At 71.3% G+C, this 26,348-nt stretch carries 20 protein-coding genes and 1 pseudogene; 8 read left to right on the top strand and 13 right to left on the bottom strand.

From position 1 onward, the window contains the following. Positions 1-463 (bottom strand): annotated as a pseudogene (locus ACFY1J_RS35465) (hypothetical protein); the annotation flags it as partial. A gap of 89 nt (positions 464-552) precedes the next feature. Here ACFY1J_RS35465 and ACFY1J_RS35460 point away from each other — a divergent pair. From ACFY1J_RS35460 to ACFY1J_RS35440, 5 genes are all read left to right on the top strand, one after another. Continuing rightward, positions 553-2,310, top strand: a complete 1,758-nt coding sequence (locus ACFY1J_RS35460) for an FHA domain-containing protein (protein ID WP_390707101.1) — start codon at positions 553-555, stop codon at positions 2,308-2,310. Beyond that, entirely contained in the window at positions 2,307-3,869 is a 1,563-nt protein-coding gene (locus ACFY1J_RS35455) for a protein kinase (protein ID WP_390707100.1), read from the top strand. The genes ACFY1J_RS35460 and ACFY1J_RS35455 overlap by 4 nt, the downstream gene beginning before the upstream one ends. Positions 3,870-3,906: 37 nt before the next feature. Continuing rightward, on the top strand, positions 3,907-5,421 hold the full coding sequence (locus ACFY1J_RS35450; RefSeq protein ID WP_390707099.1) for a hypothetical protein: 1,515 nt from the start codon (positions 3,907-3,909) through the stop codon (positions 5,419-5,421). A 107-nt stretch (positions 5,422-5,528) separates the two neighbouring features. Continuing rightward, complete coding sequence (locus tag ACFY1J_RS35445) at positions 5,529-6,998, top strand: AlkA N-terminal domain-containing protein (protein WP_390707596.1); 1,470 nt, start codon at positions 5,529-5,531, stop codon at positions 6,996-6,998. A gap of 10 nt (positions 6,999-7,008) precedes the next feature. Next, positions 7,009-7,491, top strand: a complete 483-nt coding sequence (locus tag ACFY1J_RS35440) for a methylated-DNA--[protein]-cysteine S-methyltransferase (RefSeq protein ID WP_390707098.1) — start codon at positions 7,009-7,011, stop codon at positions 7,489-7,491. Here the strand turns inward: ACFY1J_RS35440 and ACFY1J_RS35435 are convergent. Continuing rightward, complete coding sequence (locus tag ACFY1J_RS35435; RefSeq protein ID WP_390707097.1) at positions 7,488-8,216, bottom strand: NAD-dependent deacetylase; 729 nt, start codon at positions 8,214-8,216, stop codon at positions 7,488-7,490. The genes ACFY1J_RS35440 and ACFY1J_RS35435 overlap by 4 nt on opposite strands. 164 nt (positions 8,217-8,380) lie before the next feature. Here ACFY1J_RS35435 and ACFY1J_RS35430 point away from each other — a divergent pair, with 164 nt between their 5' ends. Beyond that, positions 8,381-10,801 carry a SpoIIE family protein phosphatase gene (locus ACFY1J_RS35430; protein ID WP_390707096.1) on the top strand — a complete coding sequence of 807 codons (2,421 nt, stop codon included), beginning with the start codon at positions 8,381-8,383 and terminating at the stop codon, positions 10,799-10,801. A 28-nt stretch (positions 10,802-10,829) separates the two neighbouring features. On the opposite strand, the gene ACFY1J_RS35425 is transcribed toward ACFY1J_RS35430, so the two are convergent. Together ACFY1J_RS35425 and ACFY1J_RS35420 are read right to left on the bottom strand one after the other, a co-directional pair. Continuing rightward, positions 10,830-11,324, bottom strand: a complete 495-nt coding sequence (locus ACFY1J_RS35425) for an NUDIX domain-containing protein (RefSeq protein WP_390707095.1) — start codon at positions 11,322-11,324, stop codon at positions 10,830-10,832. A gap of 107 nt (positions 11,325-11,431) precedes the next feature. After that, positions 11,432-12,526 carry an ADP-ribosylglycohydrolase family protein gene (locus ACFY1J_RS35420; RefSeq protein WP_390707094.1) on the bottom strand — a complete coding sequence of 365 codons (1,095 nt, stop codon included), beginning with the start codon at positions 12,524-12,526 and terminating at the stop codon, positions 11,432-11,434. A 257-nt stretch (positions 12,527-12,783) separates the two neighbouring features. On the opposite strand from ACFY1J_RS35420, the gene ACFY1J_RS35415 reads away from it, so the two are divergent. Further along, a complete protein-coding gene (locus ACFY1J_RS35415) occupies positions 12,784-13,923 on the top strand; it encodes a glycerate kinase (RefSeq protein ID WP_390707595.1) in 1,140 nt (379 codons plus the stop codon). 238 nt (positions 13,924-14,161) lie between these two features. Here the strand turns inward: ACFY1J_RS35415 and pssA are convergent, their stop codons facing one another. From pssA to ACFY1J_RS35370, 9 genes are all read right to left on the bottom strand, one after another. Continuing rightward, a complete protein-coding gene (pssA, locus tag ACFY1J_RS35410) occupies positions 14,162-14,983 on the bottom strand; it encodes a CDP-diacylglycerol--serine O-phosphatidyltransferase (protein ID WP_263216781.1) in 822 nt (273 codons plus the stop codon). Between the two features lie 22 nt (positions 14,984-15,005). Then, on the bottom strand, positions 15,006-15,662 hold the full coding sequence (locus ACFY1J_RS35405; protein ID WP_316755659.1) for a phosphatidylserine decarboxylase: 657 nt from the start codon (positions 15,660-15,662) through the stop codon (positions 15,006-15,008). A gap of 169 nt (positions 15,663-15,831) precedes the next feature. Continuing rightward, a complete protein-coding gene (locus ACFY1J_RS35400) occupies positions 15,832-17,037 on the bottom strand; it encodes an acyl-CoA dehydrogenase family protein (RefSeq protein ID WP_390707093.1) in 1,206 nt (401 codons plus the stop codon). Between the two features lie 2 nt (positions 17,038-17,039). Next, positions 17,040-17,552: a MaoC family dehydratase gene (locus ACFY1J_RS35395; protein WP_145884642.1), complete on the bottom strand. Its 513-nt coding sequence runs from the start codon at positions 17,550-17,552 to the stop codon at positions 17,040-17,042. Between the two features lie 5 nt (positions 17,553-17,557). Beyond that, positions 17,558-18,523, bottom strand: coding sequence for a CoA ester lyase (locus ACFY1J_RS35390; RefSeq protein WP_099932428.1), 966 nt, complete (start codon positions 18,521-18,523; stop codon positions 17,558-17,560). Next, positions 18,520-20,568, bottom strand: a complete 2,049-nt coding sequence (locus ACFY1J_RS35385) for a protein meaA (protein ID WP_390707092.1) — start codon at positions 20,566-20,568, stop codon at positions 18,520-18,522. The genes ACFY1J_RS35390 and ACFY1J_RS35385 overlap by 4 nt, the downstream gene beginning before the upstream one ends. A gap of 28 nt (positions 20,569-20,596) precedes the next feature. After that, on the bottom strand, positions 20,597-21,934 hold the full coding sequence (ccrA, locus tag ACFY1J_RS35380; RefSeq protein WP_390732653.1) for a crotonyl-CoA carboxylase/reductase: 1,338 nt from the start codon (positions 21,932-21,934) through the stop codon (positions 20,597-20,599). A gap of 420 nt (positions 21,935-22,354) precedes the next feature. Further along, a complete protein-coding gene (locus ACFY1J_RS35375) occupies positions 22,355-23,188 on the bottom strand; it encodes a TetR family transcriptional regulator (protein ID WP_390732622.1) in 834 nt (277 codons plus the stop codon). Between the two features lie 400 nt (positions 23,189-23,588). Next, positions 23,589-25,394 (bottom strand): 3-hydroxyacyl-CoA dehydrogenase family protein, encoded by a 1,806-nt coding sequence (locus ACFY1J_RS35370; RefSeq protein ID WP_390732621.1) that lies wholly within the window; start codon positions 25,392-25,394, stop codon positions 23,589-23,591. Positions 25,395-25,771: 377 nt separating this feature from the next. Between ACFY1J_RS35370 and ACFY1J_RS35365 the strand changes: the two genes are divergently transcribed. Next, entirely contained in the window at positions 25,772-26,347 is a 576-nt protein-coding gene (locus ACFY1J_RS35365; RefSeq protein ID WP_390707089.1) for an adenylosuccinate lyase, read from the top strand. The last annotated feature ends 1 nt before the right edge of the window (position 26,348 follow it).

Below are 26,348 nucleotides of genomic sequence, written 5' to 3'. Positions count from 1 at the left end.
CGGTGAGAACGGCGACCGTCCCTCCGGTGGTGGCGGCCATGGTGGCGGTGACGGCGGTGGCGAGGGCGGCGGCGGTTCCGGCGGAGGTGAAGGCGGTGGTGGCAGCGGTGAGAACGGCGACCGTCCCTCCGGTGGTGGCGGCCATGGTGGCGGTGACGGCGGTGGCGAGGGCGGCGGCGGTTCCGGCGGAGGTGAAGGCGGCGGTGGCAGCGGTGAGAACGGCGACCGCCCCTCCGGAAGCGGCGGCCATGGTGGCGGCGAGGGCGGCGGCGCAGGTGGTGGCGGCGGTGGCGGTGAAGGCGGTGGCAGCGGCGAGAACGGCGACCGCCCCTCCGGCGGCGGTGAAGGCGGCGGTGGCGAGAACGGCGGCCGTGGCCGGGAAACCATCGGCGCCGGCTCCGAGACCGTGCGTGGCGGTGTGAACCTCCCCGGCGCCTCCCGCATCGGCGACGTCGCCACACACCTGTCGCCCTCCGCGCCCGCGCCCGACACGGACGGCGGCTTCGCCGACGGAACGTTCATCAGCGGCTCCGGCGCGGGCTGAGCCGACGCATGCTCTGCCACGCCTGCCGCGTCCATGTGCGACGCGACTTCCCGTACTGCCTGCACTGCGGCACCCTCCGCCGCGGTGCGGCACCGACGTCGTACGCCGCGCCGCATCTGCGCGGACTCGACGACCCCACCCTGCTCGTCCCGCTCACCGGCCCGGTCACCACGCTGGGCCGGGGCGCGGACAACGACGTCGTCCTGTCCGACGCCAGCGTGTCCCGCAGCCACGCCCGGATCGTCCGTACCGAGTCGGGCTTCCGGGTCGAGGACCTGGACTCGTTCAACGGCACGGCCGTGACCGGCGTCGATCTGCACGGCGGTGCGGCTCACCTCGCCGACGGCACCGAGCTGTCCGTCGGCGACGTACGCCTGCTGTTCGAGCAGCCCCGCGCGGCCCACATCGGCCAGCGCACCCAGGTCGTCGGCACCCAGCTCACCCAACTCCCCACCGCCGTACAGGAGGCGGCGCCGGAGGCGAACGGCCCGCTCACCGCACGCCCCCGCCGCCGCTCCGGCTGGGCGCTCAAGCAGGTGCCCACCGACCGCGGCGAACCCCGCTGGGTGCTGAACAACACCCGCACCGGCGTGTACCTGGAGCTGGACGAGCGCGAGGTCTTCCTCTGGCACGCCGTCGACGGCGAGAACACCGTACGGGACCTGCTGTTCGCCTACGCCGACCGCTTCGGCGAGCTGGCCCTGCCGCGCATCGAGGCGGCGCTCGCCGCGTTCGCGAACGCGGGACTGCTGCGTGGCCTGCCCGGCGGCCCCGAGGAGGCGGAGCGGAAGGGCTGGCGGCGCGTGGCACACGCCGTGTACCGGGCGCTGCTGAAGCTGGAGGTCTCGGTCCCCGGCCTCGACAAGTCCGTCACCCGCGTCTACCACGCCTTCGGCTGGCGGTTCTTCACCCGCACCGGCGTGACGCTGGTCTGGCTGTCGGTGGTCGGCGGCCTCGCCGCGTTCTTCGTCGCCCAGGGCAGGCAGCACCTGCTGGACTTCGGGGGAGCGGGCGTCTGGGGCCCGGTGCTGCTCGCCGCCGGATACATCTCCGCCCTCGTCGTGCACGAGTTGACGCACGCCCTGGCCGTGAAGTCGTACGGCCGCAAGGTCCGGCGCGGCGGGTTCCTGCTCATGATGGGCATGCCGTTCGCGTTCGTGGACACCAGCGACATGTGGTTCGGCACCCGCCGGTCGCGGGTCGTCGTGGCGCTGTCCGGACCGCTGTCGACGGCGGCACTGGCCGGCTGGTGCGCGGCGGGCGCGGCCTTCCTGCCCGCCGGACCGGCCTCGGCGGTCCTCTTCCAACTGGCCTTCGGGCTCTATCTGAACACGCTCTACAACTTCAACCCCCTGATGCCGCTGGACGGTTACCAGGCCCTGACCGACGCGCTGCGCGTGCCGCGCCTGCGCGAGGAGGCGAGCGCGTACTTCCGTAAGGGACTCTGGCAGGACCTGCGCGCGGGCAGCCGGCCAGGTCCGCGGCAGGCGGGCATGGCCGCGTACGGACTCGCGGTCGTCGTCGGGACGTACGGCTTCCTGGTCCTCGCCCTGCTGGCCTGGCGCTCCCGGATCGGCGACCTGCTGGACGGGTGGCTGTCCCAGCCGTGGACCACGGTCATCGAGACCGTCGTGGTCGCCCTGGTGGCCTTCCCGGTGTGGTCCGCGCCGGTGCGGTGGCTGGCCCGCCGGGTGCGGCGCCGACGCGACGCGCGGGACGCGGCACCGGCTGCGGCAATGGGCGCGGCCGTGGAGGGAACGGTATGACCGAGGACACCGGCAGACCCGGCCAGTGGGCCGTCCCCGGTTACGAAGGCGTGCGTACGCTCGGCGAGGGCGCCGGCGGACGGGTCGTACTGGCCCGGCACACCGCGACCGGGGTACCCGTAGCGATCAAGTACCTCGGCGAACGCCTGCGCGGCGACCGCGAGTTCCTCGCCCGCTTCCGCGCGGAGGCCCGGCTGCTGGGCGAGTTGCGGCACCCGTGCGTCGTGCGGCTGTACGAGTACGTCGAGGCGCGCGGCGGTGCCGCCATCGTGATGGAGGCGGTGGACGGCGTCAGCCTCCGCCAACTGCTGCGCCGGCACGGGGCGACCGGCCCCGAGGCCGCCCTGGTGCTGCTCAAGGGCTCGCTGCTGGGGCTCGGCGCGGCCCACACGGCCGGGGTGGTCCACCGCGACTACAAGCCGGAGAACGTGCTGGTCCGCGCCGACGGCACCAGCGCGCTCGCCGACTTCGGTATCGCCGTACGCACCGGACGCGAGACCGAGGCCGCCGGCACGCCCGCCTACATGGCACCCGAGCAGTGGCAGGGCGAACCGGCGGGACCCGCGGGCGATGTGTACGCCGCGGCGGCGGTGTTCCACGAGTGCCTGACCGGGCGCCGCCCGTTCACCGGCGACGACGTGACCGCCCTGCGCCTGCAGCACCTGAGGGCCCCCGTCCCCCTGGACGACGTACCCGCGCCCGTACGCGGGCTGCTGCTCCGGGGGATGGCCAAGGACCCGGCGCAGCGGCCGGGCATCGAGGACTTCCTCGCCGACCTGGAGCGGTCCGCCGTCGAGGGGTACGGCGCCGACTGGGAGGAGCGCGGACGCCGCAGACTCGCCGAACTCACCGCGCTGCTCGCCCTGCTGTTCCCGTTCACCGCGACGGCGACCATTGACGCTCCGGCCCGGGCCCTGACGCTGCTCGGCCGATTGCGCCGAAGTGGCTGGAAGGCCGCCGCCGGAGCCGCCGCGCTGGCGGTCGTCGCCGGCGGGCTGACTTCCGTGGCGGCCCGCCCGCACGACACGTCGACGACGGTGGCCAGTTCGGTGCCCTCGAAGGTCAACTCCCCGACAATTCCAGTCTCTTCACCCTCCACGTCCCCGACCGGTGACTCTCCCACGGCCGACACCACCCCGACCGGAACCCCTTCGGACGGCCCGACGGCCTCACCCACCCCCACCGCGAGCACCGCCCCGCCGACGGAGTCCCCCAAGCCGACCACCGCGAGCCCGGCCACACCCACCCCGGGCACGATCACGATCACCATCGGCTCCTGGCAGCGGGGGCAGACCCCCGGCACGCTCGTCGCCGACGTCACCGTCGACACGACCGGCACCGGGCCCGTGACCGTCACGGCCGACTACTACGTGGACACGCCCGCCGATCCCTACGGCAACCAGACCCAGAAGCTGTCCGGCAGCACGCACTACCCCGTGACCTTCGTGGCCGACTTCTCCAACCACCCGTGCCGGGGCACCTGGATGGTCACGCTCACCAGCACTCCGGCGGCCGCGAACGGACCGCAGACGGCTTCCCTGGACGCGCCGCCGTGCTGAGCGCCGTACCGAGCGAGAACGAGAACGGACCGACACGATGACAGCCACCACCGTCGCCGGGCGACCCCTGTCGGGCTGGTCGCGCGACGCCCGCCACGGCACCTGGCACGCGCTGCTCCCGGCCGGGTCCGGCGAGCCCGCGCTCGGCGCGCTGCGCATCGACCGCGCCCTGCTCGCCCCGGAGGGCACACGCGAGCGGCTGGCGTCCGCGGTGCTCGCCGTGGCCCGGCTCCGGCTGCCCGGGGTGCTCGGCACGGTCGACCTCGTCGCGGAGGCCGGGGAGGTCTGGCTGATCACCGCCCGGCCACCGGCTCCCACGCTCGCGGACCTGCTGGCCGGCGACGGACCGGACCTCGACGCGGGGAGCGCGGCCAGCGTCCTGAACGAGACCGCGCAGACCCTGCTCGCACTCCACGCCGCCGGCCTCGCCCACGGGGCCCTGGACACGGACACCGTCGTCCTCGCCCCCGACGGTGTCGCCCTGCTCGCCGGGGCCGCACTGGGCGCGGTGCTGGGCGACGCCCCGGACCGCGCGCATCGCGAGGCCGACATCGTGGCCTGGGCCGGGCTGTGCCGCACTCTCGGCGAGACCTGGGCGCCCGGCGGCACGCCCGCCGCGGCCCTGCTCGCACACTGCTCCACCACGGCCGCTGCCGAGGGCCTTGCGGCAGCCCGGGCGGCACTGGTCTCCGGGCGAGCGGCGCTTCCGGCCGACTTCCTGCGCCGTACGGCACTCCGCGCGGCGGTGGCAGCGGCGGCACCGGAGATCACCGAGGCGCCGTCGGCGGCGGGCACGGGGTCGGTCAGCGGGGGCGCCGACTCCGACCCCGCCCCCACCGCCTCCAAGCCCGTAGCACCCGAAGCGGACCACCGTGCCACGCCGGACGATCAGCTCACCATGCCCAGCCGCGCCCGCTCCCGCACCGTCCCGGACCAGGCCCACCTCACCGCCGCCCCGGACGACCAGGCCACCGTCCTCGGCAGACGCAACCGCGTCCCGGCCGAATCCCCGGCGACCGCACCGTCTTTGCCCTCGGAGGACGACGGCGAGATCCTCCTGCGCTTCGGCCCCGGCATCCCCGTCGAGGCCCAGGACACCCTCCGCGCGCAGTGGGGCACGCCGCACCTGCCTCCTGACCCCGACCGGCGCCAACGCCGAAGACGCCGGGGCTGGATGGCCACGACCGCCGTCCTGACGATCGCTGCGGTCCTGCTCTGGCTGCTTCTGCGCCCGAGCCCCGCCCCGACGGTCACGGCGGTCGAAGTCCAGGCGCCCGCCGGGCGGTTGCACTGCGGGCAGACCGCCGATCTGGTGGGCGTCGTGACCACCGACGGTCGCGGCGGCCCGGTGACGTACCACTGGCTGCGCAGCGACGGCCACGACTCCGGCGAGCTGGTGCACATGGCCCACAGCGGAGACCGCAGGGTCACCGTGCACCTGCGCTGGACGGTCCGCGGCCCCGGCAGCTTCCGGGGCACCGCCCGCCTGCGGATCGCGCACCAGCGAAAGCCGGTCGAGGCGCAGGCGACCTTCGGCTACGCCTGCTCCTGACGGCTCCGGCCAGGCCCGACCAGCCGTCCTGGTCCGGCAAGGCAGGTGTCGGATTCTCGCCAGCGGCCGCCCGGCCCGTGGCCGATGCTGGACACATGCAGAAAGGGATGCACCTCGATCGGGATCGATGTGTGCGGGCCGTGCAGTCCAAGGACGCGCGGTTCGACGGATGGTTCTTCACGGCCGTGGTGACGACACGTATCTACTGCCGGCCCAGCTGCCCGGTGGTACCGCCCAAGCCGGACAACATGACGTTCTACCCGAGCGCGGCAGCCTGTCAGCAGGCCGGTTTCCGGGCCTGCAAGCGCTGCCGGCCCGACACCAGCCCCGGTTCCCCGGAGTGGAACCAGCGCGCCGACCTGGTGGCCCGCGCCATGCGGCTGATCGCCGACGGTGTGGTGGACCGCGAGGGTGTGCCCGGACTCGCCACCCGTCTCGGCTACAGCACCCGGCAGGTCGAACGCCAACTGCTCGCCGAACTGGGCGCCGGCCCCCTCGCGCTCGCCCGCGCCCAGCGCGCCCAGACCGCCCGGATCCTCGTCGAGACGACCCCGCTGCCGATGGCGGAGATCGCCTTCGCGGCCGGCTTCTCCTCGATCCGCACCTTCAACGACACCGTGCGCGAGGTCTTCGCCCTCTCCCCGAGCGAGCTGCGCGCCCGTGCACCGAAGAGGCAGACCGGAAGCGCCCCGGGCGCGCTGTCCCTGCGCCTGCCCTTCCGCGCCCCGCTCAACCCCGACAACCTCTTCGGCCATCTCGCGGCCACCGCCGTACCGGGCGTCGAGGAGTGGCGCGGCGGCGCCTACCGGCGGACGCTGCGCCTGCCGTACGGCCATGGAATCGTGGCCCTGACCCCCGAACCCGACCACATCGCCTGCCGCCTCACCCTCAGCGACCTGCGTGATCTGACCGTCGCCATCAGCCGCTGCCGACGCCTGCTCGACCTGGACGCCGACCCGGTCGCGGTCGACGACCAACTGCGCACGGACCCGTTCCTGGCGCCGCTGGTCGACAAGGCCCCGGGCCGACGCGTGCCGCGCACCGTCGACGAGGACGAGTTCGCCGTCCGCGCCGTACTCGGCCAGCAGGTCTCCACCGCGGCCGCCCGCACCCACGCGGCCCGCCTGGTCACCGCGTACGGCAAGCCGGTCGACGACCCGGAAGGCGGCCTGACCCACCTCTTCCCGGCCCCCGAGGCACTCGCCGCCCTCGATCCCGACCAACTGGCGATGCCACGCACCCGCCGCACCACCTTCACCACACTGGTCGCGCAACTGGCCGACGGCACAATCCACTTGGGAGTGGAGAGCGACTGGGCGGAAGCCCGCGCCAAGCTTTTGGAACTTCCAGGCTTCGGCCCCTGGACCGTCGACGTCATCGCCATGCGCGCCCTCGGCGACCCCGACGCCTTTCTCCCCACCGACCTCGGAATCCGGCGCGCCGCCCAGGAGTTGGGCCTGCCCGGCACTCCGGCCGCCCTCACCGCACGCGCGGCGGCCTGGCGCCCCTGGCGGGCCTACGCCGTCCAGTACCTGTGGGCGACCGACAGCCACCCGATCAACTTCCTTCCCGTGTAAGGACCTTGCCGTGAAAAACCACACCGTCACCGACAGCCCGTACGGCCCCCTCACCCTCATCGCCGAGGACGGCACCCTCTGCGGCCTCTACATGGAGGACCAACGCCACCGCCCGCCCGAGGAGACCTTCGGCACCCGCGACGACGACCTGTTCACCGAGACAGAGGAACAGCTCACCGCCTACTTCAAGGGCGAGTTGAAGGAGTTCACCCTCGAACTCCGCCTGAACGGCACCCCCTTCCAGCGCAGCGTCTGGGAACAACTGCGGCTGATCCCCTACGGCGTGACCCGCTCGTACGGCGAACTCGCCGAAGCCCTCGGCAATCCCCGGGCCTCCCGCGCGGTCGGCCTCGCCAACGGGAAGAACCCGATCGGCATCATCGTCCCCTGCCACCGCGTCATCGGCGCGAACGGCAGCCTCACGGGCTACGGCGGCGGCCTGCCCCGCAAGCAGCGCCTGCTGGAACTCGAACGGGGCGCCGGCCTCTTCTAACCGTTCCGCATCCCTTCCAGCAGCTTGGGCAGCGCGCTGCCGATCGGCTCGCGGATCACCTCGTCGGCCCGGTCGTCGTACGGCGTCGGCTCGGCGTTGACGATGACGAGCCGGGCGCCGTTGTCGGCGGCGACGCCTGCGAGGCCGGCGGCGGGCTGTACCTGGAGGCTGGAGCCGACGGCGATGAAGACGGTGCAGGCCTTGGTGATCGCCATGGCTTCCCCGAGGACGACCGGGTCGAGGCGTTCGCCGAACATCACGGTCGCCGACTTGAGGATGCCGCCGCACTTCAGGCAGGGCGGGTCCTCCTCGCCGGCCTCCACCCGGGCCAGCGCGTCATCCATCGGACCACGGGCGTGACACTTCGTGCACACGACACTGCGGACGGTGCCGTGCAGCTCCAGCACCTTGCGGGCGGGCATCCCGGCGAGCTGGTGCAGGCCGTCCACGTTCTGCGTGATCACCCGTACCGGGATCCCGGACTTCTCCAGCTCGGCGACGGCAAGGTGCGCGGCGTTGGGTTCGGCCTTCAGGGTGCGGTTCTTGCGTCGCATCTGCCAGGAGCGTCGCCGGATGTCGGGGTCGCCCATGTAGTACTCGTACGTCACGAGCTTCTCGGCCTCGGGGTCCCGCCGCCACAGGCCGTTCGGACCGCGGTAGTCAGGGATGCCGGAGTCCGTGGAGATACCGGCGCCGCTCAGGATCGCGACGAGGGGCTTGGTCATGGGCCGAGAGTAGGACGGCTGCCTCTGTGGGGCGAACGGATATTCGGGGCGCCGATGGGGCGGGGATCCGCGGGGCCGCGAGGGACGGGGAGTCGCGGACGGAGAGCGGGGGGAGGAACATCGGAGTCACGGAGGCAAGGTGGTGGCTGATGGGGACGCCGTCGATGCTTTTCAGTGAGAGTCCGGAGGATCCGTTCGCTCTCGGACATGGCGCCTCGGCTGTGTTCGACGACCACGGCACCGTGGTCGGCTGGAGTGCACGTGCAGAGGAACTGCTGGGCTATTCGGCCAAGGAAGTGATCGGACGGGCGTGGCGGGACGTCCTGATCGACGCCCGTGATCTGCCTGCCGCGCGGTCCGTCGTCGTGGACGCCGTGCGGACGGGGGGCTGGTTCGGGATCCTGTCCGTCCGGCACCGCGACGGACGGCGGGTCCAGATGGGCTTTCGGGCCCGTGCCATCACCCGGGACGGGGACAGCCGGGAGTGGGTCCTGGTCGGAGCCCCTGCCGCCGAGGTCATCGCCTGGCAGCGGGACCGTGCGCTGCTGGACGGCCTGTACCGCCGGTCCCCGATCGGTCTGGTGACCTACGGCCCGGACAGGAGAGTGCTCCGGGTCAACCGCGCGGTCGAAAAGGCGAGCGGCGTCCCGGCCGAGGCGCCGGTGGGCCATCACCCCCGGGAATTCATGGTCGACGAGGACGCGGGTCGGGCCGATGACCGCGTACGGCACGTCCTGGAGACCGGTGAGCCGTTGATCTTCACGGAACAGTCCGCCCGGGCACGCCACGATCCCGGCCGGGAGCGGATCGTGTCCGTCTCCGCGTTCCGGATGGAGGACCCCTCCGGCCGGGTTCTCGGCGTGGCCGAGACGATCGAGGACGTCACCGACCGCCACCGGGCCCAGCGCAGGCTCGCCCTGCTGAACGAGGCGAGCGCCCGGGTCGGCAACTCACTGGACGTGATCCGGACCGCCCGGGAACTGGCCGAGGTGGCCGTCGACGGCCTGGCCGACTACTGCTCCGTGGACCTCCTGAAGCCGGTGACACTGGGTGACGAACCACCCCCCGGTGTGAAGGGCCCGCTGCTCCGAGTGGCACTCTCGCCCCCGGAGCGCCGCATACCGTTCCACGAGGGCGAGGTGGTCCCGCTCCTTCCGGAGTCGGCGCAGGCGCGGTGCCTGGCCGAGCGGCGCACGATTCTCGACCGGCAGCTGTCCCTGCGCGCCGAGTGGTACGCCATGGACCGGCGACGGGTCGAGGTCGCCGCGGGTCTCGGCGTTCATTCGCTGATCGCGGTGCCCCTGGTGGCGCGCGGACTGGTACTGGGCGTGGTGAGCCTGTGGCGGGCGCGCCACTCGGAGCCCTTCGAGGACGACGATGCTGCGGTGGCCCAGGAGATCTCCTCGCGTGCGGCCGTCTGCATCGACAACGCGCGCCGCTTCACCCAGCAGCAGAGCGCCGCGCTGACCCTCCAGCGCAGTCTGCTGCCGAGCGCGGTGTCCGACCTGCCGGCCGTCGAGGTGGCCTGCCGATACCTCCCGGCGAGCGGTGAACCGGGTATCGGCGGTGACTGGTTCGACGTGATCCCGCTGTCGGGAGCCCGGGTCGCGCTCGTCGTGGGGGACGTGGTCGGCCACGGCATCCACGCCGCGGCCTCGATGGGCCGCCTGCGGGCCGCCGTGCGCACCCTGGCCAGCCTCGACCTCGAACCCGGCGAGGTGATGGCGCGGCTGGACGATCTGGTCAGCCTGCTGGCCACCGAGGTGGAGGCGCACGCCGACGGCAACGGGTCGGCGGACGAGCAGGTGCTCGGCGCCACCTGCCTCTACGCGGTCTACGACCCGGTCTCCCGGCACTGCTCCCTGGCCCGCGCCGGCCACCCGGCGCCCCTGGTGTCCACACCGGACGGCGAGGTGACCGTGCTCGACCCGCCCGCGGGGCCGCCGCTCGGTCTGGGCGGACTGCCGTTCGAAACGGACGACCTCGACCTCCCCGAGGGCAGCCTGCTCGCGCTCTACACCAACGGCCTCCTGGAGGCGCGCAGCGGCGACATCGACGCCGCGCTGGAGAACCTGCGCGCATGCCTCGCCCACTCCACCGATCCGCTGGACGACACCTGCCACGCCGTGATCGAAGCGCTGCTGCCCGTCGGCCAGGTCCCCGCCGACGACATCGCGCTGCTCATCGCCCGTACCCGGGTGCTGCCGCCGGAGAACGTCGTCTCGTGGCAGCTGCCCCTGGAGGCGACCGCCGCCGCCCGCGCCAGGGAGCTGGTCACGGCGAAACTGACCGAATGGGGACTGGAGGAGCTGGCCTTCACCACCGAGCTGGTCGCCAGCGAGCTTGTCACCAACACCTACCGGTACGCGGAGGGCCCCATCACGCTGCGCCTGATCCGTACGCAGTGTCTGCTCTGCGAGGTGTCCGACAGCAGCCACACCTCCCCGCACCTCAGACGGGCCCAGAGCACGGACGAGGGCGGGCGCGGGCTCTTCCTGGTCGCGCAGCTCACGGAGCGATGGGGCACCCGCTACACCCACGACGGCAAGACCGTCTGGACGGAGCAGTCTCTGCCGCCCGCATGACCCGCGAGCGGTGGCCGCGGGGCCGCCGTCAGACCACCCGGTGGCCGTTCTCCAGCTCCGCCGTTCCCGAGCCCTGTGCCAGGACGTCCAGTGCGGCCAGGACGCGGCGGCCCAGGGCGCCGGGCAGATGGGCGGAAAGCTCCTCGCGGGGGACCAGACGCCAGGACAGCAGCTCCTCCTCCTGGAGCTCGATCGCCGCGAACTCGGACTCGGCGAGGATCCCGCCGTCGTACAGATACGCCACCAGCGGCGGCCGTCCCGTGCCGTGCACCCAGTCCACCGCGAGCAGTCGCCCGAGCTCGCGGTCGAGGCCGATCTCCTCGGCCGTCTCACGGCGGGCGCCCTGGCGCGGTGTCTCCCCGTCGTCGGACTCGATGGTGCCGCCCGGAAGTGCCCAGCCCTCGCGGTAGTTGGGCTCGACGAGCAGCACCCGGTCCTCGGCGTCGCGGAACAGGGCGGCCGCCCCGGCGAGGATGCGGGGGAGGCCCGCGATGTACGTGGCGAAGTCTTGAGTGGTGGTCACTCGAGGAAGGGTAACCAGCCCGGTCGTTCCACAGGGTGGCGAACTCGGGGCCGGTGGCGAGGGGTTCGTCGACCGGTTCGTCGCCTTACCCCTCGGCCGGACGTCGGCTACACCGCCGTATGGGTCGGCTGGACCGCCGCCCCGGCCAGGCGCAGCGTCCGCTCCGCCAGGTCGCTGATCCGGACGCCGTCGAAGCCGAACACCGCGCTGCGCACGGTGTCCTCCAGCGGGTCCTTCCACTGGGCCGGGATGGCCGCCGCGCCGGTCAGCACCCCGGCCACCGAACCCGCCGTCGCGCCGTTGGAGTCGGTGTCCAGGCCGCCGCGGACGGTGAGCGTGATGGTGCGGGTGAAGTCGCCGTCGCCGTACAGGAGCCCGGCGGTGAGGACGGCGGCGTTCGGGATGGTGTGGATCCAGCCGAGGCCCGCGGTCTCCTCGGAGACGGTCGTGAGCGTGTCCTCCCAGGTCAGGCGGGTCTCATGGAGGGACATGACCCGGCGTACGGTACGCGCCAGGCGGCAGGTCGCCGGTACGACGGTGAGCGCGGTGTCGATCGCGTGCCGCACGGTCGGTGCCGTGAACGCCGCCGCGATCAGTGCCGCGGCCCACATCGCGCCGTACACACCGTTGCCGGTGTGGGACAGCACGGCGTCCCGGCGGGCCAGGGAGGCCGCGCGCTGCGGGGCGTCCGGGCAGGTCCAGCCGTAGACGTCGGCGCGGATCAGGGCGCCGATCCACTCCTGGTACGGGTTCTCGTACGTCGCCGTCAGCGGCGGCTTCAGACCGTTGGCGAGATTGCGGTAGGCCGCGCGCTCCGCCGTGAAGGTCTGCAGATACGGCAGCCGCAGCAGCCACAGGTCTCCGACCTGCTCGGTGCTGAAGTCGAAGCCGTGGGTCTCCAGGAGGTGCAGACCCAGGATCGCGTAGTCGACGTCGTCGTCGCGGCAGCTGCCGTGGATATGGCCGCGGACGCACTGGCGCCACTCCGGGCGCAGTTGGAGGCCGTCGGTGTCGTCGGCGGGCTCGGGGAGGTAGTCGGTCAGGGGCAGGGCGGCGGCCTGCCGTAGGTAGCGGTCGATGCGGTCGCGCGTCCACAGGTCGCCCTGCTCGACCGGTTTACCGAGCATGTTGCCCGCGATCCGGCCGAGCCAGCCCCCGAGGATGCGGTCGGCGAGCTCTGGCTCAGTGCCCACAGGGGTCATGGCTCCGGTTTACCCGATTTCGGGGGCGGGCGTGCCGTATTGGGGGCTGTTCAGGGCGAGTGGCACAGGGAGTTCCCAGCGGCATCCCAGGCGCTCCCCAGGGACGTCCCAGGGGCTTTTCAGGGTTCGGGCGGGGCATGACGGCGGGGGTGTCCTGCGGTTATGGTCGCAGCGGCGCGACTGGCCCCGCTGTGCGAGGGCCCGGAGAGCAAGGGGAATGCAAGGTGGCGGACGCTGCTGTGAACGAGACCCGAAGGGTGCTCATCGCCGCGGACAAGTTCAAGGGCTCACTGACGGCCGTCGAGGTCGCCGAGCGGGTGACGGCCGGACTGCGCCGGGTCGTGCCGGGCCTCGAGGTGGAGTCACTGCCGGTGGCCGACGGCGGCGACGGGACGGTGGCCGCGGCGGTCGCCGCCGGCTTCGAGCGGCGGGAGATCCGGGTCGCGGGCCCGCTGGGGCAGGAGGTCACCGCCGCGTTCGCGCTGCGCGGCGGCACCGCGGTCGTGGAGATGGCGGAGGCGAGTGGGCTGCAGCGGTTGCCTGCCGGGGTCTTCGCGCCGCTCACGGGATCGACGTACGGCTCGGGGGAGCTGCTGGTGGCCGCGCTGGACGCGGGGGCGCGGACGATCGTGTTCGGCGTCGGGGGCAGTGCCACGACGGACGGTGGGGCGGGGATGCTGTCCGCGCTCGGCGCGCGCTTCCTGGACGCGGACGGGGAGCCGGTGCCGCCGGGCGGGGGCGGGCTCGCCGATCTTGCGCGGGCGGACCTGTCCGGTCTGGATCCTCGGCTGGCCTCGGTCGACCTGGTGCTCGCGAGCGATGTCGACAATCCGCTGACGGGGCCGAAGGGTGCGCCGGCGGTGTACGGCCCGCAGAAGGGGGCTTCGCCGGACGATGTGGAGGCGCTGGACGCGGCGCTCGGGCACTTCGCGAAGGTGGTCGAGGCCGCGGTCGGGCCGCGGGCGGCGGAGTATGCGGCGTCGGCGGGGGCCGGGGCGGCGGGTGGCATCGGGTACGGGGCGCTGTTGCTGGGGGCGCGGTTCCGGGCCGGTATCGAGGTCATGCTGGACGTGCTGGGCTTCGCGCCCGCGCTGGAGCGGGCGTCGCTGGTGATCACCGGGGAGGGTTCCCTGGACGAGCAGACGCTGCACGGGAAGGCTCCGGCGGGGGTTGCGGCGGCCGCGCGGCGTGCGGGCAAGGAGGTTGTCGCCGTGTGCGGGAGGCTCGGGCTTGCGCCGGCGGAGCTGGAGGGGGCGGGGATCGTGCGGGCCTATCCGCTGACATCTGTCGAGCCGGATGTCGCGAAGTGCATCGCGGATGCGGGGCCGATTCTTGAGCGGGTCGCGTCTCTCATCGCCGAGGACTTCTTGCGCCCACCCGCCTACCCGACTCGGTGAAAGCAGTCGCCGCCACGGGGCTCCGCCCCGGCCCCCGGCGGGGACTGCGTCCCCTGCATCCCTGACCAGTCCTCGCCCCGTCCGGCACAACCCAGCCCGTCCGGCGTTTGAGGACGAGGCCGTTCAGGCCGGCAGCGGGGTCTGGGGGCGCGGCCCCCGGTCGTCGGCATCAGCGCCGGGTGACCGGAAAGCGAAGGGCCCCGGACCCAAACGGGTCCGGGGCCCTCAGCGGCTGGCGTTACGGCAACTGCGCCGCCCGCGCCTCCCGCCGGTTGTCGCGGAAGTTGTTCACCCGGCGAGCCGTGGCGAACAGGGGGATCACCGCGCCCATGACCAGCTGCAGCGCGCAGCCCGTCTGGAGGAGGAGCTGGCCGCTGGGGGCGTCGAAGGCCCAGGCGGCCAGGAGGCCCATCGACAGGACGATCCAGGCCAGCATGGCCACGGCCAGGCGGCCGCGCGGCTTCGGGTACTCCACCCGGCTCACCATCAGCCACGCCGTGCCCAGGATGGCCAGGAGCGTCGCCACGAAGGGAAGCTCCAGCAGGACGATGGAGACCACCGTCAGCGCGCCGAACGGGGACGGCATGCCCTGGAACATCCCGTTTCTCGGCGTCACGCACGAGAAGCGGGCCAGTCGGAGCACGACGGCCAAGAGCACCACGATTGCCCCGAGCGCCGCCACTCTCTGGTGCGCGTCGTCCGCCACCATGCCGTAGACGAGGACGAAGTACGCGGGCGCCAGGCCGAAGCTGATCAGGTCGGAGAGGTTGTCCAGCTCCGCGCCCATCGGCGAGCTGCGCAGCTTGCGCGCCACCAAGCCGTCGAACAGGTCGAAGACCGCCGCGCAGAGCATGAGGATGACTGCGGTGGCGGCCGAGTGGCGAGCCATGCCGGCCGACTCGTCGTTGCCCGTCAGGTGCGGGATCAGAATGCCGGTGGTGGTGAAGTACACCGCCATGAAGCCGCACGTGGCGTTACCGAGGGTGAGGGTGTCCGCTATTGAGAGGCGGAGCGAGAGAGGCATCTCCTCCTCGTCGTCCACCTCGTCGGCCTCGGGCACCCAGCCCGCCTGTGTCTCCGGATCAATCACGGTCAATGCGAGTCACCCCAGCCACCGTCTTCTGGCCGACCTCGACCGCGACCTCCACGCCCTCGGGCAGGTAGAGGTCGACACGCGAGCCGAAGCGGATCAGACCGATACGGTCGCCCTGCTCGACCTTCGTGCCCTGGGGCACGTACGGGACGATACGGCGGGCCACCGCGCCGGCGATCTGGATCATCTCGATGTCGCCGAGTTCGGTGTCGAAATGCCAGACTACGCGCTCATTGTTCTCGCTCTCCTTGTTGAAGGCGGGAACGAAGCCACCGGGGACGTGTTCGACCGACGTGATCGTGCCGGAGAGCGGCGCACGGTTCACGTGGACGTTGAGCGGGCTCATGAAGATCGCGACGCGGGTGCGCCCGTCCTTCCAGGGCATGATGCTCTGCACCACACCGTCGGCGGGCGAGATGACGCGGCCCGGGGCGATCTCGCGCTCGGGGTCGCGGAAGAACCAGAGCATGCCCGCCGCGAGCGCGGTGGCGGGCACGGCGACGGCCTTGGCGGCGCCGGAGCGGCGGGCGCGCAGAAGGCTGACGGCTGCGGTGGCGACGGTCGGGAGGAGCCACGGCGATGCTCCGCGCGCGAGGCGTACGCCGGCCAGGCTGTCTCGATGTGCAGAGGTTTGGCTGTGGGGCATGGATGACCTTCGTAGCGGATGATGCCGCGCAAGAACAGGGGACGGCGGCTTTCCGGGATCGTACCGGTCCTGGGCCGCAACTGGGCAAGCCAGGAAGCCGAGTCGGCGGCTGAAGACCGTTAACGGGGTGTGATCTTCTTCTCGAAGAAAACACCCCGTACCCGGACAATCAGCCTTGGAACCGATACTCTTCGAGCAGCCTGCGCCCGATGATCATTTTCTGGATCTCGGCGGTACCTTCACCGATCAGCAGCATCGGGGCCTCGCGGTAGAGGCGCTCGATCTCGTACTCCTTGGAGAAGCCGTAGCCGCCGTGGATCCGGAAGGCGTCCTCCACGACCTCCTTGCAGTACTCGGAGGCGAGGTACTTCGCCATCCCTGCCTCAAGGTCGTTTCGTTCCCCGGAGTCCTTTTTGCGTGCCGCGTTGACCATCATGGCATGCGCGGCCTCGACCTTGGTGGCCATCTCCGCGAGCTTGAACTGGATGGCCTGGTGCTGGGCGATCGGCTTGCCGAAAGTGTGACGCTGCTGGGCGTACCGGATGCCGAGCTCGAAGGCACGCTGGGCGACGCCGCAGCCACGGGCGGCCACGTTGACCCGGCCGACCTCGACTCCGTCCATCATTTGGTAAAAACCTCGGCCGGTGACGCCGCCGAGCACCCGATCGGCCGGAATGCGCAGACCGTCCATGATGAGCTCGGTGGTGTCGACACCCTTGTAGCCCATCTTATCGATCTTGCCGGGGATGGTCAGACCCGGGCGGACCTCGCCGAAGCCGGGCTCCTTCTCCACCAGGAAGGTCGTCATGGACTTGTGGGGCGCCGTGCCCTCGGGGTGTCCTTCGTCACTTCGGACCAGAACGGCCACCAGGGACGAGGTGCCGCCGTTGGTCAGCCACATCTTCTGGCCGTTCAGGACGTACTCGTCGCCGTCCTTGACCGCCTTGGACGTGATCGCCGACACATCCGAGCCGAGGCCCGGCTCCGACATCGAGAACGCGCCCCGGATGTCGCCGGCCGCCATGCGCGGCAGGAAGTGGTCCTTCTGCTCCTGCGTGCCGTGCTGCTTGAGCATGTACGCGACGATGAAGTGCGTGTTGATGATGCCGGAGACCGACATCCAGCCACGGGCGATCTCCTCGACGCACAGGGCGTAGGTGAGGAGCGACTCGCCCAGGCCCCCGTACTCCTCGGGGATCATCAGACCGAAGAGGCCGAGTTCCTTCAGGCCGTCCACGATCTGCTGCGGGTACTCGTCGCGGTGTTCCAGCTCGGTCGCGACCGGGAGGATCTCCTTGTCCACGAAGTCGCGGACGGTGGAGAGGATCTCCTGCTGGACGTCGGTCAGACCGGCGGTCTGGGCGAGTCGGGCCATCTCTACTTCTCCTGCTGCTTCAGCTCGGGGCGGCCCGGCTGCTCGCCGCCGCGCTCCTTGATGTACGTCTCGGTGGGCACCATGACCTTGCGGCGGAAGACGCACACCAGGGTGCCGTCCTGCTTGTAGCCCTTGGTCTCGACGTAGACGATGCCGCGGTCGTCCTTCGACTTCGACGGCCACTTGTCGAGCACGGTCGTCTGGCCGTAGATCGTGTCGCCGTGGAAGGTCGGCGCCACGTGCTTGAGCGACTCGATCTCCAGGTTGGCGATCGCCTTGCCGGAGATGTCCGGGACGGACATGCCGAGCAGGAGGGAGTAGATGTAGTTGCCCACGACGACGTTCTTGCCGAAGTCCGTCGTCTTCTCCGCATAGTTGGTGTCCATGTGGAGCGGGTGGTGGTTCATGGTGAGGAGACAGAACAGGTGGTCGTCGTACTCCGTGACCGTCTTGCCCGGCCAGTGCTTGTACGTCGCCCCGACCTCGAACTCCTCGTAGGTGCGTCCGAACTGCATGGCGCTCAGGCCTCCGGGATCTCGAACTTCGACGTGCGCTGCATGCCGGCGGCGCGGCCCTTGCCGGAGATGACCAGGGCCATCTTGCGGCTGGCCTCGTCGATCATCTCGTCGCCGAGCATCGCGGAGCCCTTCTTGCCGCCCGCCTCGGACGTGTAGTAGTCGTACGCGTCCAGGATCAGCTCGGCGTGGTCGTAGTCCTCCTGGGAGGGCGAGAAGATCTCGTTGGACGCCTCGACCTGGCCCGGGTGCAGCACCCACTTGCCGTCGAAGCCGAGGGCGGCGGCGCGCTGGGCGACCTCGCGGTAGCCGTCGATGTTGCGGATCTGCAGGTAGGGGCCGTCGATCGCCTGCAGGTTGTTGGCGCGGGCGGCCATCAGGATCTTCATCAGGATGTAGTGGTAGGCGTCCGCCGGGTAGCCGGGCGGCTGCTCGCCCACGACCAGCGACTTCATGTTGATGGACGCCATGAAGTCGGCCGGGCCGAAGATGATCGTCTCGACGCGCTGGGAGGCCGTCGCGATCTCGTTGACGTTGTTCAGACCCTGCGCGTTCTCGATCTGCGCCTCGATGCCGATCTTGCCGACCTCGAAGCCCATCGTCTTCTCGATCTGCGTCAGCAGCAGGTCCAGGGCGACCACCTGCTGGGCCGTCTGCACCTTCGGCAGCATGATGCAGTCGAGGTTCTGACCCGCGCCCTCGACCACGGTCACGACGTCGCGGTACGTCCACTCGGTCGTCCAGTCGTTGACGCGCACGACCCGGGTCTTGCCGGTCCAGTCGCCCTCGTTGAGGAACTTGACGATGGTGTGCCGCGCCTCGGGCTTGGCGAGCGGTGCGCACGCGTCCTCCAGGTCCAGGAAGACCTGGTCGGCCGGGAGGCCCTGCGCCTTCTCCAGGAAGCGGGGGTTGCTTCCCGGAACCGCGAGGCACGAGCGCCGCGGACGCAGACGGTTGACGGGCGTGGTCATGCGGGGACCTCCAGGGGGTCGAGCTTGTTCGCTTTCCGGATCTCGTCGACGATGCGGCCGATGATGCCGGTGATGTCGAAGTCCTTCGGGGTGAAGACCGCGGCGACTCCGGCGGCCCGCAGCTCTTCGGCGTCGCCATTCGGGATGATGCCACCGGCGATCACCGGTATATCTGTGGCACCGGCCACACGGAGGCGTTCCAGCACGTCCGGAACGAGCTGGGCGTGCGACCCGGAGAGGATGGACAGGCCGACCGCGTGCACGTCCTCGGCGAGGGCCGCGTCCACGATCTGCTCGGGCGTCAGCCGGATGCCCTGGTAGACCACTTCGAAACCGGCGTCACGGGCCCGTACGGCGATCTGCTCGGCGCCGTTGGAGTGGCCGTCCAGGCCGGGCTTGCCGACCAGGAAGCGCAACTTGCCGGCGCCCAGGTCGCGGGCGGTGGCGTCCACCTTCGCGCGGACCTCGGCCAGTGCCGAGCCCTGCTCGACGGGGACGGCCACCGGCGCGGACGAGACGCCCGTGGGGGCGCGGAACTCGCCGAAGATCTCCCGCAGCGCGCCCGCCCACTCGCCGGTCGTGACCCCGGCGCGGGCGCACTCCAGCGTGGCCTCCATGAGGTTCTCGGTGCCCTTGGCGGCCTCCTTCAGCCGCTCCAGCGCCTTGCACGGGCGCGGGTGGTTGAAGGGCGCCTGGTAGCGCGTGTCGCGCCAGTGTCCGATGGCCTCGACGACCCGGGCCTCGACCGCCGGGTCGACCGTCTGGATCGCGGTGTCCAGGTCGGCGGTCAGCGGGTTCGGCTCGGTCGTCTCGAAGATGTTGACGCCGACGATCTTCTCCTGCCCGGATTCGATCCGGGCCCGGCGCTCGGCGTGCGAGGCGACCAGCTGCGACTTGAGGTAGCCGGACTCGACGGCGGCCATCGCGCCGCCCATCTCCTGGATCCGGTCGATCTCCGCGAGGGAGTCCTCGACCAGCTGGGCCACCTTCGCCTCGATGACGTGCGAGCCCTCGAAGATGTCCTCGTACTCCAGCAGATCGCTCTCGTGCGCCAGCACCTGCTGGATGCGCAGCGACCACTGCTGGTCCCAGGGGCGGGGCAGGCCCAGGGCCTCGTTCCAGGCCGGGAGCTGGACGGCACGCGCGCGTGCGTCCTTGGAGAGGGTCACGGCCAGCATTTCGAGCACGATCCGCTGGACGTTGTTCTCCGGCTGCGCCTCGGTCAGCCCGAGCGAGTTGACCTGGACGCCGTACCGGAACCGGCGCTGCTTGGGGTTCTCGATGCCGTACCGCTCGTGCGTGACCTTGTCCCAGATGCGGCCGAAGGCGCGCATCTTGCACATCTCCTCGACGAAGCGGACGCCCGCGTTCACGAAGAAGGAGATGCGCGCGACCACGTCGCCCATGCGCTCCTGCGGCACTTGGCCGGAGTCGCGCACGGCGTCGAGGACGGCGATCGCGGTGGACATCGCGTACGCGATCTCCTGCACCGGCGTGGCCCCGGCCTCCTGCAGGTGGTAGCTGCAGATGTTGATCGGGTTCCACTTCGGGATGTGGGAGACCGTGTACGCGATCATGTCCGTCGTCAGCCGGAGCGAGGGCCCCGGCGGGAACACGTGCGTGCCCCGGGACAGGTACTCCTTGACGATGTCGTTCTGGGTCGTCCCCTGGAGCTTGGTGATGTCCGCGCCCTGCTCCTCCGCGACGACCTGGTAGAGCGCCAGCAGCCACATGGCGGTGGCGTTGATGGTCATCGAGGTGTTCATCTGCTCCAGGGGGATGTCCTGGAACAGCCGGCGCATGTCACCGAGGTGCGAGACCGGGACCCCGACCCGGCCGACCTCGCCGCGGGCGAGGATGTGGTCGGGGTCGTAGCCGGTCTGCGTCGGCAGGTCGAACGCCACCGACAGGCCGGTCTGGCCCTTGGCGAGGTTGCGCCGGTACAGCTCGTTGGACGCCTCGGCGGTGGAGTGGCCGGCATACGTGCGCATGAGCCACGGCCGGTCCTTCTCCCGCTTCGCCTCGGCAGGCTGACGCTCAGTCATCTGTGACCTCGGGTTGCTCGGGGGGCGCTCAGATGTTGCGGAAGCGGTTGATGGCGTCGATGTGCTTGGCACGCATCTCCTCGTCGCGCACGCCCTGGCCCTCCTCGGGGGCCAGGCACAGCACGCCGACCTTGCCCTGGTGGAGGTTGCGGTGCACGTCGTACGCGGCCTGGCCGGTGTCCTCCAGGGAGTACACCTTCGACAGCGTCGGGTGGATCTTGCCCTTCGCGATGAGCCGGTTGGCCTCCCAGGCCTCGCGGTAGTTGGCGAAGTGCGAGCCGATGATCCGCTTCAGGGACATCCACAGGTAGCGGTTGTCGTACTCGTGGTTGTAGCCCGAGGTGGAGGCGCAGGTGACGATCGTGCCGCCCTTGCGGGTGACGTAGACCGAGGCGCCGAAGGTCTCGCGGCCCGGGTGCTCGAAGACGATGTCGACGTCCTCGCCGCCGGTCAGCTCGCGGATGCGCTTGCCGAGGCGCTTCCACTCCTTCGGGTCCTGGGTGTTCTCGTCCTTCCAGAACCTGTAGCCCTCGGCGTTGCGGTCGATGATCGCCTCGGCGCCCATCGAGCGGCAGATGTCCGCCTTCTGGTCGCTGGAGACGACACAGATCGGGTTGGCGCCGCCGGCCAGCGCGAACTGGGTGGCGTACGAGCCGAGGCCGCCGCTCGCGCCCCAGATCAGGACGTTGTCGCCCTGCTTCATGCCGGCGCCGTTGCGGGAGACCAGCTGGCGGTAGGCGGTCGAGTTGACCAGGCCCGGGGCCGCGGCCTCCTCCCAGCTGAGGTGGCCGGGCTTCGGCATCAGCTGGTTGGACTTGACCAGGGCGATCTCGGCGAGGCCGCCGAAGTTGGTCTCGAAGCCCCAGATGCGCTGCTCGGGGTCGAGCATCGTGTCGTTGTGGCCGTCGCTGGACTCCAGCTCGACGGACAGACAGTGGGCGACGACCTCGTCACCGGGCTTCCAGGCGTTGACGCCCGGGCCGGTGCGCAGGACGACGCCCGCGAGGTCGGAGCCGATGATGTGGTACGGCAGGTCGTGGCGCTTGGTGAGCTCGCTGAGCTTGCCGTAGCGCTCCAGGAAGCCGAAGGTCGGCAGCGGCTCGAAGATCGAGGTCCACACCGAGTTGTAGTTGACCGAGGAGGCCATGACGGCCACCAGGGCCTCGCCCGGGCCGAGCTCGGGCACGGCGACCTCGTCGAGGTGGAGCGACTTGCGCGGGTCCTTGTCGCGGGTCTGAAGACCCGCGAACATCTCCGTCTCGTCCTTGTGCACGGTGATCGCACGGTACGACTCGGGGAGTTGCAGAGCGGCGAAGTCGGCCGGTGTGGATTCCGGCGACTGGATCGCGTCCAGGATGTCCTTCATGGTCACGGTGTTGCCTCCGGCGGTGAGCGCCCTGAGGGAGGGGCGCTGAGGGTTCGTCGGTGCTGCTGAGGGTTTTGGTGGTGAAGTGCCGTCGGTTCGGCGGGGTGGTGCTTCGGCAGCGCTTTGTGGCGCGGGAGGTTGCCTGTGACGCAGGCGTCCGGGCGCGCAGGCCATTGGCTTGCTGGGACAGCCGGCGCACGAATGGTCTCTGCGCGCCGGCCGCCCGGACTCCTTCAACGTATGACACCGCGTGTCATCCGGCAAGGCACTGAGTGCCAGAACTTGACCTCAGATGAAATCTTTACGTAACAAATGAGCGATGATCGATCGAACGGCTCTTGAAATCCGCTCGAAAAGCTCCCCTGACATGCCAAAACGGCCACCCCGAGGGGTGGCCGTCATCACAGCGGCGAGGAGGCCTCAGCGGTCCCTGAGCGCCTCCTCGATGGTCCGCATGACCTCGTCGAGGGGCGCGTCGGTACGGGCGACGGTGACCAGGACCTCGCCCTGGGCGGCGACCGCCGCCGGGACGGCCGCAGGCCTGGGCACCGAGGTGCGCCCGGCTTCGATCCCGGTGCCGAACGTCTTCCGTACGATCGCGAAGGCGTGGTCGAGCTGTGCCTCGACGTCCCCCTGGCCGCCCGCCCGCAGCCAGCGCCGCAGGACGTGGTTGTGGGCGGTGACGACGGCGGACGCGGCGACCTCGGCGAGCAGCGGGTCGTCGTTGGCGTCGTCGTCGTGCGCGTGCTCGTCGAAGTGGCCGAGGAGGTAGCGGGTGAAGAGGCGCTCGTAGCGGGCCACCGACGCGATCTCGGCCTCGCGCAGGGTGGGCACCTCGCGCGTGAGCTTGTAGCGGGCGACCGAGATCTCCGGCCGGCCCGCGTACATCTTCATGACTTCCTTGATCCCGCGGCACACCGTGTCGAGCGGATGCTCGTGCGCGGGGGCGGCGTTGAGCACCGCCTCGGCGCGGATCAAGGTGTCGTCGTGGTCCGGGAAGATCGCCTCTTCCTTGGAGCGGAAGTGGCGGAAGAACGTGCGGCGCGCGACCCCGGCCGCGGCCGCGATCTCGTCGACGGTGGTCGCCTCGTACCCCTTGGTCGCGAACAGCTCCATCGCCGCGGCCGCCAGTTCTCGGCGCATCTTGAGCCGCTGGGCGGCCGCGCGACTGCCTGCGGCACTTTCCGGCGCGTCGGGCGTAGCTGGTGTACGTGAGGACTTGGCGGGCTGGGACATGACCCGAACGTACTGCATGTGCGCAGCTCGATGCGCATGCCCCGGGTTTCCCCCGCCCGCGAGGGGCGGGGGGCCGCCAGTGGGGCCGAGCAGCCCGCCCCACTCCCTCTCGTCGTCGAACCAGTCGCCTGGGCGCCTAGGGGGCGTCCCGTGGATCCCGCCGGGGTCGCGGGGCCTGGCACTCACTCCCCCAGAGGGGGCACCCCCAGCGGCGTTGTCGTCACTCGCAGGCTCCCCCAAGTTCTCGACTGCGCTCGAACAAGGGGGACCCCCATCGCGTCGACTCCCTCCTCCGCCTTGCAGCTGCACGCTCCCCCGAGCTCTCGACTGCGCTCGAGCAGAGGGGACCCCCATGGCCCCGCTCGGGTCCGCTGAGAGAGACTGCTCCTCGGAGTCAGCCGGATCCACGGGACGTCCCCTAGCGGCGGGCATATTCGCGGAAGCCGCGGCCGGTCTTGCGGCCGAGGCAGCCCGCGGCCACCAGGTGCTCCAGGAGCGGCGCCGGAGCGAGGCCCGGCTCGCGGAACTCGCGGTGCAGGACCTTCTCGATCGCCAGGGAGACATCGAGCCCGACCACGTCCAGGAGCTCGAACGGGCCCATCGGGTAGCCGCCGCCCAGCTTCATCGCCGCGTCGATGTCGTCAAGCGACGCATAGTGCTCCTGCACCATCTTGATCGCGTTGTTGAGGTACGGGAAGAGCAGCGCGTTGACGATGAATCCGGCCCGGTCACCACAGTCGACGGCGTGCTTCTTGATCCTGCCGCAGACCTCGCGGACCGTTGCGTGGACGTCGTCGGTCGTCAGCACCGTACGGACGACCTCGACGAGCTTCATGGCCGGTGCCGGGTTGAAGAAGTGCATGCCGATCACGTCCTGCGGACGCGAGGTGGCGCGCGCGCAGGCCACGACGGGCAGCGAGGACGTGGTGGTCGCCAGGACCGCGCCCGGCTTGCAGACCTTGTCCAGCGTCGCGAACAGCTGCTGCTTGATCTCCAGGTCCTCGGCGACGGCCTCGACGGCCAGGTCGACCTCGGCGAAGGCCTCGTAGGAACCCGCCGGCGTGATCAGGTCCAGGGTCTTCGCGGCGGCCTCGGCGGTCATACGCCCCTTGTCGACGCTGCGCGCCAGAGACTTGCCGATGCGGGCCTTCGCGGCCTGCGCCTTCTCGTCGCTGCGCGCGGCGAGGACCACCTGGTAGCCGGCCTTGGCGAAGACCTCGGCGATGCCGGAGGCCATGGTGCCGGAACCCGCGACACCGACCGAGTGGACGGAACGGCCCTGCGTGAGGGTGCCGCCCTCCAGCGGGGTCAGCGCGTCCCGCACGACCGTGGCGCTGCCCGGCGCCTCGTAGGTGTAGAAGCCGCGGCCGGACTTGCGGCCGGTCAGGCCCGCCTCGCTGAGCTGCTTGAGGATCGGGGCGGGGGCGTGCAGCCGGTCGCGGGACTCGGCGTACATGGCCTCCAGGACGGTTCGGGCGGTGTCGATGCCGATCAGGTCGAGCAGGGCCAGCGGGCCCATCGGCAGACCGCAGCCGAGCCGCATCGCGGCGTCGATGTCCTCGCGGGAGGCGTACTTCGCCTCGTACATCGCGGCGGCCTGGTTGAGGTAGCCGAACAGCAGCCCGTCCGCGACGAACCCGGGGCGGTCACCGACGGCGACCGGCTCCTTGCCGAGCTCGATGGCGAGGTCCGTGACCGCGGCGACGGCCTGCGGCGCGGTCAGCACGCAGGAGACGACCTCGACCAGGCGCATCGCCGGGGCCGGGTTGAAGAAGTGCAGGCCGAGCACGCGCTCGGGGCGCGCGGAGTCGGCGGCGAGCCGGGTCACCGAGAGGGCGTTGGTGCCGGTCGCGAGGATGGTCTCCGGGCGGACGATGCCGTCCAGTTCACGGAAGATCTGGTGCTTGGTCTCGTACGACTCCGGGGCCACCTCGATGACGAGGTCGGCGTCGGCGGCGGCGCGCAGGTCGGTGGAGGTGCGGACGCGGGCGAGCAGTTCCGTGCGCTCCTGCTCGGTCAGCCGCTCGCGCTCCACGGCGCGGGTGGTGGAGGACTCCAGGGCGGCGAGCGACTGGGCGGCTGCGGCCTCGCTGATGTCGATGCCGATGACCTGGCGGCCGGCCTTCGCGAGGACTTCGGTGATGCCGGTGCCCATGGTGCCGAGGCCGACGACGGCAATGGTGTTGAGCGGGGACAGAGGGGTGTCGGACAGGGGAGTGGCCATCGCGGGACTCCTGGAGATGAGGGTGACGACTGATGAACGCGCCCAGGTGCGCCGAAGGGGCGCACCGGGTGCGGAGAGGAGTGCGGGTGTAACCGGGCTGCAAGCGCACACGCCCGGTGCCGTCCGCCACGGGCGCGCACACGCCCGGGGAGCGGCTGAGAACCGACCGGCTCTGTCCCGAAGCCGAGTCGTACTGGTGGTACGTGAGGTACCGAACCGACCTGCACTCACGACGGCTGCGTCACCAAACCGTCGTAAGCAGATGTGCGAGTGGGTGTCTCGCTCGTATGAGCTTAACCGGTGGGTAACGAGCGCGCCAGCCCCCGAGTTTGTGATGTAGGTCCCCACCGCCGCACGACCCGCCTAATGTGGGCTTCGTGGACGAAGAGTTGCGATCGCTCACGGAGCGTCTACGGCAGGAGTCGCGCGGCACGGCGGCGTACGAGCGTCTGCTGGCGACGGGGGACCACGACGAACTGGCCGATGTGCTCACCGCGCCCGGACAGCCGCTGTGGGCGCGGGAGCTGGCCGCGTTCCGGCTGGGGGTGGTGGGCGACCGGCGCGCCTTCGAGTCCCTCGTGCTGCTGCTCAACCACCGCGATCCGCCGCGCTGCGCCTCCGCCGCCTACGCCCTCGCCCGGCTCGACGACCCCCGCACGGCCCGCGCGGCCGCCGCCCTGGCCACCAACGAACTGCGCGTCGCCTACGCCCTGCATCCCGTACGGCTCCTGGTCGAGCTGCGCGCCCCCGAGGCCGTGCCCGCGCTGATCACCACCCTGGAGCGCCGGCTGCGTCCGCACGACCCCTATCGCCGGGTGGCCCTCGCCTGCGTGGAGGGCCTCGGCACGCTCGGCGACGCCCGCGCGAGACGCGTCCTCAGCGAGGCACTGGCCCACCCGACCCTCGCCGAGGCAGCCGTACACGCACTGGCCCGAATCCCGAAGCCGAGGTGAC

Origin of the sequence: Streptomyces sp. NPDC001406 (assembly GCF_042895285.1) — a bacterium.
GTDB lineage: Bacteria > Actinomycetota > Actinomycetes > Streptomycetales > Streptomycetaceae > Streptomyces.
Note: the sequence above shows the minus strand (reverse complement) of the source record. Positions and strands in the feature narration are given on the sequence as shown.

Coding starts and splice junctions, on each gene's coding strand:
- ACFY1J_RS35370 (WP_390732621.1), bottom strand. CDS start 25,394: ATGGCCACTCCCCTGTCCGACACCCCTCTGTCCCCGCTCAACACCATT.
- ACFY1J_RS35435 (WP_390707097.1), bottom strand. CDS start 8,216: ATGACCAAGCCCCTCGTCGCGATCCTGAGCGGCGCCGGTATCTCCACG.
- ACFY1J_RS35460 (WP_390707101.1), top strand. CDS start 553: ATGCTCTGCCACGCCTGCCGCGTCCATGTGCGACGCGACTTCCCGTAC.
- ACFY1J_RS35405 (WP_316755659.1), bottom strand. CDS start 15,662: ATGCCCCACAGCCAAACCTCTGCACATCGAGACAGCCTGGCCGGCGTA.
- ccrA (WP_390732653.1), bottom strand. CDS start 21,934: ATGAAGGACATCCTGGACGCGATCCAGTCGCCGGAATCCACACCGGCC.
- ACFY1J_RS35420 (WP_390707094.1), bottom strand. CDS start 12,526: ATGACCCCTGTGGGCACTGAGCCAGAGCTCGCCGACCGCATCCTCGGG.
- ACFY1J_RS35390 (WP_099932428.1), bottom strand. CDS start 18,523: ATGACCACGCCCGTCAACCGTCTGCGTCCGCGGCGCTCGTGCCTCGCG.
- ACFY1J_RS35450 (WP_390707099.1), top strand. CDS start 3,907: ATGACAGCCACCACCGTCGCCGGGCGACCCCTGTCGGGCTGGTCGCGC.
- ACFY1J_RS35400 (WP_390707093.1), bottom strand. CDS start 17,037: ATGGCCCGACTCGCCCAGACCGCCGGTCTGACCGACGTCCAGCAGGAG.
- ACFY1J_RS35385 (WP_390707092.1), bottom strand. CDS start 20,568: ATGACTGAGCGTCAGCCTGCCGAGGCGAAGCGGGAGAAGGACCGGCCG.
- ACFY1J_RS35445 (WP_390707596.1), top strand. CDS start 5,529: ATGCACCTCGATCGGGATCGATGTGTGCGGGCCGTGCAGTCCAAGGAC.
- ACFY1J_RS35455 (WP_390707100.1), top strand. CDS start 2,307: ATGACCGAGGACACCGGCAGACCCGGCCAGTGGGCCGTCCCCGGTTAC.
- ACFY1J_RS35430 (WP_390707096.1), top strand. CDS start 8,381: ATGCTTTTCAGTGAGAGTCCGGAGGATCCGTTCGCTCTCGGACATGGC.
- ACFY1J_RS35375 (WP_390732622.1), bottom strand. CDS start 23,188: ATGCAGTACGTTCGGGTCATGTCCCAGCCCGCCAAGTCCTCACGTACA.
- ACFY1J_RS35395 (WP_145884642.1), bottom strand. CDS start 17,552: ATGCAGTTCGGACGCACCTACGAGGAGTTCGAGGTCGGGGCGACGTAC.